At 40.1% G+C, this 13,909-nt stretch carries 14 protein-coding genes; 13 read left to right on the top strand and 1 reads right to left on the bottom strand.

Annotated features, from left to right (window positions below; genetic code table 11):
• Window positions 1–359: 359 nt before the first annotated feature.
• Both ACT29I_RS14140 and ACT29I_RS14135 read left to right on the top strand, forming a co-directional pair.
• On the top strand, window positions 360–1,334 hold the full coding sequence (locus tag ACT29I_RS14140; protein WP_444793748.1) for a DnaJ C-terminal domain-containing protein: 975 nt from the start codon (window positions 360–362) through the stop codon (window positions 1,332–1,334).
• A gap of 21 nt (window positions 1,335–1,355) precedes the next feature.
• Window positions 1,356–1,709 (top strand): hypothetical protein, encoded by a 354-nt coding sequence (locus ACT29I_RS14135; RefSeq protein ID WP_430933095.1) that lies wholly within the window; start codon window positions 1,356–1,358, stop codon window positions 1,707–1,709.
• 116 nt (window positions 1,710–1,825) lie between these two features.
• Here the strand turns inward: ACT29I_RS14135 and lon are convergent, their stop codons facing one another.
• On the bottom strand, window positions 1,826–4,198 hold the full coding sequence (gene lon / locus ACT29I_RS14130) for an endopeptidase La (protein ID WP_430933094.1): 2,373 nt from the start codon (window positions 4,196–4,198) through the stop codon (window positions 1,826–1,828).
• A gap of 441 nt (window positions 4,199–4,639) precedes the next feature.
• Here lon and ACT29I_RS14125 point away from each other — a divergent pair, with 441 nt between their 5' ends.
• From ACT29I_RS14125 to ACT29I_RS14075, 11 genes are all read left to right on the top strand, one after another.
• Window positions 4,640–5,989, top strand: coding sequence for an ATP-binding protein (locus ACT29I_RS14125; RefSeq protein ID WP_444793747.1), 1,350 nt, complete (start codon window positions 4,640–4,642; stop codon window positions 5,987–5,989).
• 82 nt (window positions 5,990–6,071) lie between these two features.
• The gene (locus ACT29I_RS14120) at window positions 6,072–6,644 is read left to right on the top strand and encodes a DUF4255 domain-containing protein (protein ID WP_430933092.1); all 573 of its coding nucleotides are present in this window, start codon (window positions 6,072–6,074) and stop codon (window positions 6,642–6,644) included.
• 9 nt (window positions 6,645–6,653) lie between these two features.
• Window positions 6,654–7,679 (top strand): hypothetical protein, encoded by a 1,026-nt coding sequence (locus ACT29I_RS14115; protein ID WP_444793746.1) that lies wholly within the window; start codon window positions 6,654–6,656, stop codon window positions 7,677–7,679.
• Between the two features lie 19 nt (window positions 7,680–7,698).
• Window positions 7,699–9,564 carry a phage tail sheath C-terminal domain-containing protein gene (locus ACT29I_RS14110; RefSeq protein WP_444793745.1) on the top strand — a complete coding sequence of 622 codons (1,866 nt, stop codon included), beginning with the start codon at window positions 7,699–7,701 and terminating at the stop codon, window positions 9,562–9,564.
• Window positions 9,565–9,604: 40 nt separating this feature from the next.
• Complete coding sequence (locus ACT29I_RS14105) at window positions 9,605–10,057, top strand: phage tail protein (RefSeq protein ID WP_430933089.1); 453 nt, start codon at window positions 9,605–9,607, stop codon at window positions 10,055–10,057.
• Window positions 10,058–10,059: 2 nt separating this feature from the next.
• Window positions 10,060–10,518, top strand: a complete 459-nt coding sequence (locus ACT29I_RS14100; protein WP_430933088.1) for a phage tail protein — start codon at window positions 10,060–10,062, stop codon at window positions 10,516–10,518.
• Window positions 10,519–10,520: 2 nt separating this feature from the next.
• Entirely contained in the window at window positions 10,521–10,703 is a 183-nt protein-coding gene (locus tag ACT29I_RS14095; RefSeq protein WP_430933087.1) for a DUF5908 family protein, read from the top strand.
• A 25-nt stretch (window positions 10,704–10,728) separates the two neighbouring features.
• On the top strand, window positions 10,729–11,367 hold the full coding sequence (locus ACT29I_RS14090) for a CIS tube protein (RefSeq protein ID WP_444793744.1): 639 nt from the start codon (window positions 10,729–10,731) through the stop codon (window positions 11,365–11,367).
• A 6-nt stretch (window positions 11,368–11,373) separates the two neighbouring features.
• Complete coding sequence (vgrG, locus tag ACT29I_RS14085; protein WP_444793743.1) at window positions 11,374–13,170, top strand: type VI secretion system tip protein VgrG; 1,797 nt, start codon at window positions 11,374–11,376, stop codon at window positions 13,168–13,170.
• An 11-nt stretch (window positions 13,171–13,181) separates the two neighbouring features.
• Window positions 13,182–13,481, top strand: a complete 300-nt coding sequence (locus ACT29I_RS14080) for a PAAR domain-containing protein (RefSeq protein WP_430933084.1) — start codon at window positions 13,182–13,184, stop codon at window positions 13,479–13,481.
• Window positions 13,482–13,898 (top strand): GPW/gp25 family protein, encoded by a 417-nt coding sequence (locus ACT29I_RS14075; RefSeq protein WP_430933083.1) that lies wholly within the window; start codon window positions 13,482–13,484, stop codon window positions 13,896–13,898.
• Window positions 13,899–13,909 lie beyond the last annotated feature (11 nt).

Here is a 13,909-nt window from a genome sequence, read left to right as displayed (position 1 = left end):
CTGCTTACTTTATTTTGTTTCTTGCAGGGATTTCAATAAGTGCCTGTAGCCCCCTTTCTTTCCCCGCCGGAAATGAAACCTCTTTTCACTGGAAAAATAACAAGAAAAACAAAAAGCCCATAGTGGTTTTGTCAGAACCGGCTGATTGTCCGTGGGATAAAACCTAAGTAATAAAAAACACACCGAAAAGAAAACTGAACGGGGCATCGTATGCAAAAAAGCAAAACAGGAAATTGAAAAAGGCCTTGCCGGATTAGAAATTAAGACATTCTGTTTCTTTGAACAATGGTGTTTCAAATGCCGCCAAATGGCGGGTTTAATAATGAAGTAGTTGCATTGACTTAAATATTGGTTAAGACATGGATTACAAGGATTATTATAAAATATTAGGTGTATCGAAAAGTGCCAGCCAAGATGAAATAAAAAAAGCTTACAGGAAACTGGCTGTGAAGTATCACCCCGATAAAAACAAAGGTGAGAAGCAGGCAGAAGAACGCTTTAAGGAAATTGGCGAGGCCTATGAGGTACTTAAAGACCCCGAAAAAAGACAAAAGTACGACCAATTAGGTGCAAACTGGAAACAGTACCAAAATGCCGGTGCCGGGACAGGTGGTTTCAATTACTCACAGTTCGGCGGAGGCATGCCCGGTGGAGGTTCGTTCTATTACCAAGGGGATATTAGCGATATGTTTGGAGGTGCCGGAAATAACTTTTCCGACTTCTTCAATGCTTTTTTTGGAGGCATGGGTGGTATGGGCGGAAGCAGCATGTCAAGTGATATTAACGGTTTTAACGGCCGTGCCGCATCAAAAAAAGGAACCGATTACCAGGCCGAAATGGAAATATCCCTTGCCGAAGCTTATTCCGGTACAACACGGATAATAACGGTGAACGGACAAAAACTGCGAACGACGATTAAACCGGGCGCTTATAACGGGCAGGAGCTAAGGATTAAGGGGAAAGGCGGACATGCTTACAACAGCGGAACACCCGGTGACATATACATTAAACTGAAAATTATTCCTGACAACAACTACGAATTACAAGGAAACGATTTGATATACAAGGCAAACATAGACTTTTATACAGCCATTCTGGGCGGTAAGATAGAAGTAAATACCCTTGCCGGGAAATTAAGTTTGAAAGTACCTAAAGGGTCACAGCCGGGAAGCAAACTCCGGTTAAAAGGTAAAGGTATGCCCGTGTATAACAAACCGGGCAGGTCAGGTGATTTATATGTTCAGCTTATTATCAGCATTCCCCGAAACCTTTCTGAGGAAGAACTTGACCTTTTCAGAAAGTTAAAACGGTTGCGAAACAAAACACATGTATAGCAGAAATTAAAGATTACCCATATGATAGCACGATATAGCCAATATAACCACTTAAATCCTGCTATTGAAATTTTTCTTAGCAGAATGAACGATTTGCGGTATAGATATTATGCCAGCGAATTGTTGCAATCGTATTTACACGCTCATCACAATAATATCGAAAGCTCGATACGAAGGGCAATTGCCATTATGAGACTTACAGGACTGCCTGCCAATCAGCATTTCAGACGGATATACAGGTCAGGTGTTAGCGGACTTACAGGTGATTGGAAATTGTCGGAACTTGCCTGCGGTTTAATAATACTGAGCTTCGACGAAACCCATAACGATGCATATCAGATTCAGCAAAGTTTCCTTAAGTACCTTGGCTTATGATTCCCCTGGGCAAACGATAACTACGACGATACCATGGCAAACAACAAAAAGCACAAAACACAACAAAAGAAAACGCATCCCTTTTAGCGTTCAAGCGCTTTTTGTTGTTGATAATATTATTTCGGCCAGACGACATTCAACACATCGGCAAAATAGCTAACGAAGTGGGCAGTAACCCCTTCCTTGATATAGTCGGGCAATTCATCGAAATCCTTTTTATTGTCGGCAGGGAATATCAACTCAAACACTTTAACCCTCCGGGCAGCAATCGTCTTTTCGCGCACTCCGCCAATGGGCAACACCTTTCCGGTTAACGTAAGCTCCCCGGTCATAGCCAATCCCTTTTTCACGGCTTTTCCAATCACCAGTGAATAAAGAGCTAAAGCCATAGTGATACCTGCTGATGGGCCATCTTTGGGGGTTGCCCCAGCCGGAACATGCAAGTGCACAAAATGCTGGTTAAAATAATTTTGAAACTTATTATCCTCCGTAAATAAGGAACGAACATACGAGTAGGCAATTTCTGATGATTCCTGCATAACATTACCCAATTGTCCCGTTTGTTTAAGCCCTGCATTCTTTGCGCTTATTGCAGTTGCTTCGATATATAACGTTGCGCCACCCATCGCTGTCCATGCCAGGCCAAGGCTAACTCCCGGAATCGACTTTTCATACAGTTCCTCGGTTGTAAACACAGGCTGGCCAATATATTCTGTTAAATTCTTATGCGTAACATTTGTCTTACCGTTTCCATCTTCGGCTAGGCGAAGCGTAGCTTTTCGCATTATTTTCTTGATTTGGTTTTCCAACCCTCTAATACCGGCTTCGCGGGCATAGCCATCAATCATTTTTTTAAGAGCCGTTTCGGAAATGCCCACTTCACTGGCCTTTAAACCATGCTCATTGCGTTGTTTCGGTATAAGGTAGCGCTTTGCAATTTGCACTTTTTCTTCGAGTATGTACCCAGACAATTTTATGATTTCCATCCGGTCGAGCAAGGGTCGGGGAATGGTATCGAGTTGGTTTGCTGTGGTAACAAAAAGTATGTTTGACAAGTCGAAGCGTACATCCAGATAATGGTCGAGGAATTCTGAATTTTGCTCCGGATCCAACACTTCCAGCAAGGCGGCTGCAGGGTCGCCCTGGTAGCTTGCACCTATTTTATCAATCTCATCGAGCATAATCACAGGATTTGCCACCCGGGCCCTTTTCAGGCTTTGAATAATTTTACCCGGCATAGCCCCGATGTAAGTGCGTCTGTGTCCTTTAATTTCGGCCTCATCGCGCATGCCACCAACCGAAAAACGATAAAACTCGCGCCCCATGGCCTCGGCAATAGATTTACCAACGGAGGTTTTCCCAACCCCGGGCGGGCCAACCAAACAGATGATAGAACCGGAAACCTTACCCCGCTTAATTATGGTACTGATAAATTCGAGAATGCGTTGTTTCACGTCATCGAGGCCATAATGCTGTTCATCCAGTATTTTCCGGGCTGTTTTCAGGTTTTTATTGTCATCGGAAAAAATGCCCCAGGGCAAATCGGTTAGCCAGTTCAAATAGGTTCGTGTTACATTGAACTCGGACGAACCCGATTCAAGGGTTTTCAGTTTATCCAACTCTTCGTCCACCACATTTGCTGCTTCCCCGGTTAGTTTTAATGCTTTTATCTTACTCTCAAAACCTTCCAATTCAGTGGTTTTATCATCCTTTTCAAGACCAAGTTCTTTTTTAATTACTTTGAGTTGTTCACGCAAGAAGAACTCACGTTGGTTTTGTGTTATCTTTTCTTCAATTTGTTTTTGAATGTCTTGTTGCAGCTTGCTTAATTCCAACTCCTCCTTCAATAAAATCAAAATCTTTTCGCTTCGGTCAAACAGGTCAACCGCTTCAAGTATTTCCTGTTGTTTTTTTCCTTCTGAGGATAAAAAGGAAGCGACCAAATCCATTAACAATCCAGGTTTTTCAAGCCCTACCTGTTGTATTGCCAGTCGCATTTGTTCATGGAACATCGGATTTATCTTTATCAATTCTTTAACCGAATTGATGATAGCCATTGTAAACGCCTTTATTTCGTCTGTAACCGCCTGCTTTTGTTCGTACTCGTAGGTAACCTGCCAATGAGGGAACCCTCCCTTCACAGCTTCCTTTACGTAATGAAACCTGGTTACAGCCTGCACAAAAACATTTATGGTATCCTCACTTTTATTAAGCACTCTTAAAACTTTAAGTAGCGTTCCTGTCTTAAACAGTTCCAGTTCTTCAACATCTGGCCTGTTAAGTTCCCTGATGAGCGAAACACCAATAAATCCCTTTCCTTTTTCAATGGCGTACTCAACTTTTTCCACCAGATCTTTTGAGTTAAAAAACAAGGGCAACGCCAATCCGGGAAAAACCGGCCTTTTATCCAAAGGTAATACCATTAGGTTATCAGGATATACCTCACTAACAAGCACCAATCCGGGGTTACTTATCGCATCATTTGTCATAATAATGTATTTTAAAAAAAGTAAACCGATTATCAACCTAAATCCAAACAGATGTAAATATCATTGAAGTTTGGTTAACGAAAGCGTAATTTGATGGATATAATCCTTAATAATATTCAAGTTAAAGTTTGTTGTGCTTAAAACAAAAATAAACTCACAAATTTTTATCCAACAAATTATCCCTTCCTTCATTTTTTTCTAATCCCTAATGACAGATCCCGGCTTATCGATATGGAGTAGTATACTTCTTCATTTTTTCCCCTGATATTAACTATTGACATCCCACCAGTATTGATGTAAATTATATCATTCAACAAATAGCCTTTGCATCCCATCGAGTAAGTATGCTTATAAACGATAAAATCGTTGAAGCATACCTGCTCATTGCAGACATCATTTATTATCACAATCACGGGTTGTTTAATATTTAAATATTCGAATATGGGGAGTATTTCATCCAATGCCATTACGATAGAACAGGAACTGGATTGGTTTCAGAAGCTTATCTTACTGAGAGGAAAAATAACTTTTGAACAATCGCTGTCCGAAAAAGAAATTTCAAACCTGGAAATACCCTCTATCAAAAACCATAACTCACCCTATGCGCTTTTAATTAACAAATACGCAATGGGTTTTGAAGAGCGACTTGTGTTGATTCTGGCATTAATCCCCCATGTTAAACCTTCCCTATTGGATTTGTTACATATGAAAAACGAATTGTACGACATTCCCTTCACGGAATTTGGAGGTATCAGATATGATAAACATAAAGGGTATTTACCCACGGGGGAAACTGCCATTTTTATTTTAGCCGGAAACAACCTTAAAAACAGATTTGAATTATTGCGCTTGTTTAATAAAGATCATTTTTTCCATCGAGACGGCATTCTGACCCTGAAACCATCATCCTTAAACGAACCTCTATTATATGGGCTTCTTTCCATCTCCCAGGAACACTTGTCCTTATGTACTACCGGTAAAGTATTTAAACCCGATTATAGCCAGCTTTTCCCTGCAAAACGATTATATACATCACAAGTATGGGACGATTTGGTGGTTCCCAACCACATCATACAGGGATTGGAAGAAATCAGAAATTACATAGCCCACGGTAAAACACTCAAAAACAATTATCAATTTGGAAAAAAAATAAAACCGGGATTTAAAGTATTGTTCACTGGACCTCCGGGCACCGGAAAAACACTGACCGCCAGCCTACTCGGACAACACTGCCAAATGGATGTATATAGAATTGATTTATCCATGGTAGTATCTAAATATATTGGTGAAACAGAAAAAAACCTCTCTCGGGTATTTGATATGGCTGAATCCAAAGACTGGATACTATTTTTTGATGAAGCCGATGCGTTATTTGGAAAAAGAAGCCATGCCAAAGATTCTCACGATCGATATGCCAACCAGGAAGTGTCCTTCCTTTTGCAGCGAATAGAAGATTTTGATGGCTTGGTTATTCTGTCCTCCAATTTTAAGAAGAATATCGACCAGGCGTTTTTCAGGAGATTCCAACTCATATTAGACTTTGAAATACCAGATGCAGAACATCGCCTTACCCTATGGAGAAAATCCAAAACCGATGAATTTGAATACGATAAGGAGATTGATCTGCAGAATCTCTCGGACGAATATGAGTTAAGTGCGGCTTCAATAATAAATATTTTGCATTACTGCGTCCTCAAATGCCTGAGTATAAATGAGCGAACGATCAGGTATAAAGACATTCAAGCCGGTCTAAGAATTGAGAAAATAAAAGAAGGGAAAAGTATTGTTTAGGATATAATGGTCTTTATATCGTTTATTTTTTGTACATTAAATAACTTTCAATTGAAAATCTGACATATACGAATTTCTTATTATGATTGATGTTGCTTTAACTTATATCCAAGACATACTCAACGAGCATTTTAAAAATGAATTTTCTATCTCAGAGAATAAGGCCGTTTTATCCAATTTGGTGAAAGCGGATGGGGCAATGGCTGAAAAGGTTGACGGTAAAATTGTCTTCTTTCTGATCAGTTTAGATGAAGAATCTACATTAAAAAACAACCGTAATAAAAGCGCCAGCCAAAGCGATGGCTCTTATGTGCAAAAGGTTCCGACTTTACACCTGAATATGCAACTGGTGTTTTGTGCAAATTTCGATAGCTCGGTATATATTGAAGGATTAAGTTACCTGTCATCACTCATACGTTTTTTTCAGATCCACAGAAAAATAGAAATAAGCCACAGAAATAATTCAAGCCATAACGCAAACCACTTGAATTTTGAATTGTGCAAGTTAGATCATGCGCAACTAAGTCATCTATGGTCTGCCATTGGTGGCAAGCTCGTTCCCTTTGTGCAATACAAAGTAGGCATGCTGGTATTTGATGATGTGCCAATGAAAGAGATAATCCCAACGGTAAACGAACCTCTTAGCAAAACCTAATATTTCACTATGAAGCAAGGATTCAAACACCTGTTAACAGTATTATTTAAACATGGATATTATCAAGATAACATGTTTAAATCACTGGATACTTCATTTGACGACGGTACCCCCAAATTATTGCGCGATTTGGATATTATTATCAAATCCTTCCCGGGAGGTATTCATCTGCTGGCGGCAAATCCGGAACTGTTGATGACCACGAACGATGATAACCCGATACGATTACTGCTCCACAGTAAAGAGAATCTATTCGTGAACTTTACGGATTTGCCGGATTTTAGTCCAAGCGACCACCTACTATACTTTAACAACCTAGGCAACAATAGCGTCGTAGGCAGTCATACATTTTTATTGCATGAAGATGAAACAGTTGGCCAAAATGAGATGATCCAATTATGTGCTGGCAAATTCCAGGTCCCTTTATTCGACCACACCAAAAAATATCATTTTACGGATGCCGCGGATATGGAAATCCCACCTCAATCTATCCATTCCATCAATGAATCAGGAGAATATTCATTAACAGGCATGACCGGGAACTTGATAAAAATAAAAGAGGGTAACAGCGAAATAAGTCGCATTTATTATCGTCCGAATGCGGTATGGAAAAAACCGATGGGCATTTTAGAAATTTATACCGGAAGACTTTTCAATCAGCACCTACAGTATGGGAAAGTTGATTATTCGATTCACTTCAAGAACAGACAAACCATATGGAAATATTTCCTTGTCAATTCTGTTTATGAAAAATTTGGCAACCTAACCATCTTAAACAAAGAGAAAGAACAAGTATTTAACATACCTAAAAAGCAACGGGTCCACGATAATTTAGAGGCCTTGGTTTTCGAATCAAAAAACAAAATACCCATCTCCGAAATCACCAACGGTTATTATCAATTGGTAGATAATTACGTATCGCCTCAGAAGCCTGGCAAGTTGGTACTAAAAAAATTGCCCAATGCTTCTCCTGATCTAATATTTCAGGATACAGAAAATCCGGAAACGACCTACTTCTCTCACATATATATTTAATAATTAATAAAAAATAGTTATGGCACAAAAATTAATGACTCCTGGCGTTTACATTGAAGAAGTCAATGCTTTCCCGGGATCTGTTGTGGAAGTAGCAACAGCAATTCCCGCTTTTATTGGATATACCGAAAAGGCGACGAGAAATGGCAAATCCCTGGTAAATATTCCAACAAGAATTACTTCGTTTGCCGATTATCTTGAACTATTTGGTGGATCAATAAGCCCAATGTTTAAGCTGGTTGCGGTAGGTGAGGATTCAAAAAACAAACATGTAATTTCAATTAACAACGTAGAAAGAGCTATTGAGTACGAAGACCATAATCAATTGTTTTTATTTAACAGTATCAAGTTTTTCTTTTCTAACGGTGGAGGCACATGCTACATTGTATCTGTAGGCACATTTGGAGAAGATGGGAAAAAGGAAATTAAAAAAGATGAATTGTTAGGTACGAGTAAAAACAAGGAGGGAAAGATAATCGAAGGCGGTCTGAAAACACTGCTTAAGGAGCAGGAACCTACTATGATTGTCATTCCGGATGCCGTGGCTTTAGGCGACGATGCTTATGAGGTCTATAAACAAGTGCTGGCCCATTGCGCCAAAATGCAGAGCAGGATCGCCATACTTGACATCCACGATGGTGATGGACAGAGAATCAATAACGATAATGTAGATGTGGTTAAGAAGTTCAGGGAAAAAATTGGCACCGAATTTCTCAACTATGCAGCCGCTTATTACCCATGGTTAAATACCAACATTGTACAAAAAGGGGAAATTACATTTGATAATCTTACAACTAACCTTGGGGAGTTACTTCCTGAATCTGAAGAAGAAGCGCATACTTTAATTGATCATTTCACATCAGATGAAGATGAAATTATCAAAAAGCTAATAGAAGATAAACCTGCGGAATTGGAGGATGCACTCATCCAGGATTACCCGGCAGAATTGAAGAAACCAGATGATTCAAGTGTTCCCAACGAACCAGAACCTCTTGAAAATCTGAATGATGCTGCAACGCCGGAACAAAAAGAGGAATACAAAACGAAATTAGAGGAATACAAAAAGGCCAAAAAAGCTTTTGACGACCAGAAAAAAGCATATGATGCTGAATTTAAGAAGTTTGACAACAAAAAAAACGAAATCATTAGTAAACTGAGTGATGCGTTAAAGAATGAGAGGCTAAAAGAAACCAGAAAATTACTCTCGAATTACAAAGACAATAAAAAACGTAATTTTCATTTAGGCTTGATGGCAACAAGCCCAACGTATGCCAACCTCTTAGACGAAATCAGAGGTGTCATGAATATTCTACCACCATCAGCAGCTATTGCAGGCATTTATACTATGGTTGATAATAACCGGGGCGTATGGAAAGCACCTGCCAATGTTGGAATGAACAGTGTGATTAAGCCAACCTTAAATATTACACACGATGATCAGGAGAATTTAAATGTGGATGCCACATCGGGTAAATCCATCAATGCTATCAGAACTTTCCCGGGAGTAGGTACCTTAATATGGGGTGCAAGAACACTGGACGGAAACAGTTTGGACTGGAGATATATTAACGTCAGGCGCACCATGATTATGCTGGAGCAATCCATAAAAATGGCCCTTCGTTCATACGTTTTTGAACCTAACGATGCAAATACCTGGGTAACGGTCAAAAGCATGATTGTTAACTTCCTGACCGAAAAGTGGAAACAGGGCGCATTAGCAGGATCTTCGCCGGACGATGCCTTTAATGTGGAAGTGGGACTTGGCACTACTATGACAAGCTTGGATATCCTGGAAGGCAAAATGCTGGTAACCGTTAAATTAGCGATTGTAAGACCAGCTGAGTTCATTGTGGTCACATTTGAACAACAAATGCAAAAATCATAAAATCAACCATTCATTCGTATAAATTTTAAAATTAAATATTATGGCAGGTGAAGCACAAGACAGTAACTGGCCACTACCAAAATTCTTTTTTGTAGTAGATTGGGGAAGTGCCACAAACATTCCTTTTCAGGAAGTAAGCGGATTAGAAATAGAAGCTGAGCCACTGGAATACAGACATGGCAACAGCAAGGTTTTTTCAAAAATCAATATGCCCGGAATGGTGAAAAACAACAAGGTCACTATGAAAAAAGGGGTATTTGTAAATGACAATAGTTTTTGGGAATGGTACGAACAAATAAAAATGAATGTTATCGAACGACAAAACGTTGTTATCAAGCTTCTGGACGAAGAGGCCAATCCCACCATGACCTGGACATTGAATAATGCATGGCCCACCAAAATAAGCTCAACCGATCTTAAGTCGGAAGCCAATGAAGTAGCCATTGAGAGCATCGAGATTATGCATGAAGGCTTAACAATTGCCAACGGTTAATAATGATGGGGAACGATAGTTTTTTTAAATCCAATTATACTCCGCCGGTCGCATTCTACTTTTCGGTAAAATTTGCCGGATTTGATGATATGGACAGCAGTTTTCAGGAGGTATCCGGTTTAAAAGTAACGGTTAACACAGTGGAAAAAAAGGAAGGTGGCGACAACAATTTTGTGCACCACCTCCCTACCCACGCTAAATACGATAACCTGGTACTAAAGCGGTGCTTGTTGAAAAACTCAAGATTGGAACAATGGTGCAGGGACGCCATTGAAGATTTTAAGTTTGATCCGATGGATATTAAACTGGCACTTTTGGGTGCAAACGGCGGAATATTAGCCTCGTGGACTATTGTTAAGGCCTTTCCCATTTCGTGGGAACTATCAGCTTTAAACAGTACCAGCAACCAATTGGCGATTGAATCGCTGACGTTGAAATATCAACTTTTCAGAAAGGATTAGCTATGACATTGATAATAAAAGAACTGGTAGTAAAAGGAATCGTGACAAACGAAAATTCCACAACAGGCGATTCTATCATTACAGAAGAGCAACTCACTGAATATCTGGAACAAATGAAAAAAGAAATTGAAATGGAGTGTATCGAAAAAATAGAACAAAAAATAGTATCCAAAACAATCAGGTAATTGCGATATGGGCGAATTGACTAAAATGAAGATAGTGGCTTTTAAAGATCCTGATTATTCGAGCCGGGTGGGGGAATATGACTTGCTCGTAAATCCCGAAACGTATAAGGTGACAAATGAGCAACAATACTCCAACGCGGACACTACCATTGGATCCAGTGCTCAATCGGCCAAATTTAAAGGCAGCGGGTCGGGGTTGTTCGAAATCTTAATGTTCTTTGATGGAACGGGAATGATATCCAAAGATAAGGTGGATGATCAAATTAAAGAAGTAAAAGAATTAATTTATCAGTACAACGGAGACATCCACGAGCCCAATTACTTAAGGGTTTATTGGGGAACGCAATCCTTGTTTCAGGGAAGATTAAAATCCTGGAAGGTTAATTACACCATGCTCGATATGGACGGATCCCCCTTGAGAGCAGAAGCAACTGCCACATTGGTTGCGTCGGTAAGCGCCAAAAAAAAGGCGATTGAAGAAAGAAAAAGTTCTTCTGATCTTACCCATGTAAGAACGGTGTTAGACGGTGACAATCTGCCCTTAATGTGTCATAGAATTTATGGCGACAGCAGCTATTATATTAAAGTAGCCCAACATAACAACCTGACCAACTTCAGGGCTTTAAAACCGGGTATTAAAATCTCTTTTCCTCCAGTTATATAATAAAATATGGCAAAAACATTGCAACAATCGGATGGTGTTATAAGCTTTGATATTCTCGTCAAAGGCAAAAAAATCAAAGATACTGTCGAGATCAATGAAATCACGGTTCAGATGGAGGTCAACAGAATAGCTGTGGCTACCATAATCATGGAAGATGGTGGCGCTATTGGTGTCGACAATGCTCCCTTTACGAACAGTGAAGGGAACGACTTTATCCCCGGAAATGAGATAGAGATCTCCTTGGGATATGATAACAAAAAAAATAAGGTGTTTAAGGGGATAATTGTTTCTCAAAACCTCTCGGTGAAAAAAAGCAGGTCCCATTTAATAGTTACTTGCAAAGATTTAGCAGTTAAGATGACCAAAGGCCGATTTAACGCTACTTTCCAAAACAAAAAAGATTCTGATGCCCTATCAAGTATTGCTGCCAGGTATGGGCTTCAAACCGATATTGATGCGACCAAAGCACCATTACCTGTATCCATGCAATATAATTGCAGTGATTGGGATTTTATGGTTGTCCGCGCCGAAATGAATAATATGTCAGTTTTGACAGATAAAGGGAAACTGATCATTAAAAAGAATGATTTCAAAACTTCACCAAAATTTGAGATTAACGCCTCACAAATTGTTATTGAAATTGACCTAAATTTGGATTGCGAAAACATCCCGGATAAATACCAGCTCACCGCCTGGGACGATAAGGAACAAAAAGAAATATCGGAATCCGTTACCATATCGGATAGTCTTGGACAGGGAAACCTGAACGCGACCAAATTGGCAAAAGCAATAGATTACAAAGAGTCCAATCATTATTCCTCGGCCAAACTAACTGAATATGAATTAAAAACATGGGGCGAATCACTTGCAAACAAGGCCGTATTAAGTAAAGTCCAGGGAAAAATTATAATACAGGGTAACGCTGATATTATGGCAGGCGATATGATTGAACTGTCCGGATTTAGCGCCCGATTTAACGGTAAGGCATATGTATCAAAAACAAACCATATTGTGGAAGACGGAAGCTGGATAACCATATTACAAGTGGGAAGGCCAACACATTGGCACGCTGCGTTGCCCGATGTTGAAGAGGCATCTGCTTCCGGGTTAATTCCGTCTGCAAAGGGTACGCAAATTGCTAAGGTGAAAAAAATTCATGAGGACCCGGATGGAAATTACCGCGTACTGGTCAATCTGCCGGCTTTTTCGGGAACAGGACAGGAAGACGGTATCTGGGCAAGGTTGGTGTTTCCTTATGCCACTGCCGATGCGGGATTCTTTTTCTTCCCTGAAATAGATGACGAAGTGTTGTTAACCTTCATCAACAACGATCCCAGATACCCCGTGATAACGGGATCGTTATACAACGCCAAAAACAAACCCAAGACAACCCCTGATGAAAAAAACCAGTTTAAGTCCATTTACTCTAAATCCGGTATTAACATCACCTTCGATGACGAGGATAAAATTCTTGTTGTGGAAACCCCGGAAGGCAATACGTTTACATTGAGTGACAAAGAAAAAAGCATTCGTATCAAGGACATGAACAGTAACTCATTAATAATGGATGATTCGGGTATCGTACTGGATAGTCCCAAAGACATTAAGCTAAGTGCAAAAGGGGATATTGATATTTCGGCAACCGGAGGGGTAAAAATAAAAGGAAATGCTGATATTAAGGTGGACGGCTCCAATGTTGAACTGACCGCAAAAGTAGGTGTTACAGCCAAGGGTAATGCCTCGGCAGAGCTTTCCGCTTCGGGACAAACAACCGTAAAGGGTTCTATGGTAATGATTAACTAAAACAAAAGAATATGCCTTTAGCAGCCAGATTAACAGATATGCACACTTGTCCGATGCAAACACCGGGACTGCCGCCAATTCCGCATGTGGGAGGGCCAATAGTAGGACCTGGCGTACCTACCGTTTTAATTGGGAAAATGCCCGCTGCCGTATTGGGAGACAGCCTTGTATGTGTGGGGCCACCTGATTCTATCGTAAAAGGATCTGCTACCGTTATGATTGGGGGCAAACCTGCGGCCAGAATGGGTGATACCACCGCACATGGAGGAAGCATTGTATTGGGATGCCCAACCGTAATGATAGGAGGTTAAATGATGAATGAGAAAAACGATTCGTTTTTAGGAAGAGGCTGGGCTTTCCCGCCTGCTTTCAATTATGAAATGGGTACGTTGGAAACCGTAGAGGATGATGAAGATATTGAGCAGAGCTTAAGAATTATTATCGGCACCATCCCCGGCGAGCGTATTATGTTTCCAACTTTTGGGTGCGACATCAGAAACCATGTTTTCGAATCCAACGACCCAACCCATCTTAGCATAATGAAAGATGCCATTTATGATGCCATACTCTATAACGAACCCAGAGTAAAGGTGGAGAAAATTGAAATCCGGGAAGATAACGGGGAAAATGGTGTAATACTCATTCATATCTTTTATACAGTCATTATCACAAATACCAGAAACAATATAGTATATCCGTTCTTTTCCAAGGAGGGAACCAATCTATAACAACATCAAAT

The organism is Saccharicrinis sp. GN24d3 (genome assembly GCF_052400645.1).
Taxonomy (GTDB): Bacteria; Bacteroidota; Bacteroidia; order Bacteroidales; family Marinilabiliaceae; genus Saccharicrinis.
The sequence above is the reverse complement of the archived record's forward strand: the minus strand, read 5'-3'. Positions and strand labels throughout refer to the sequence as shown.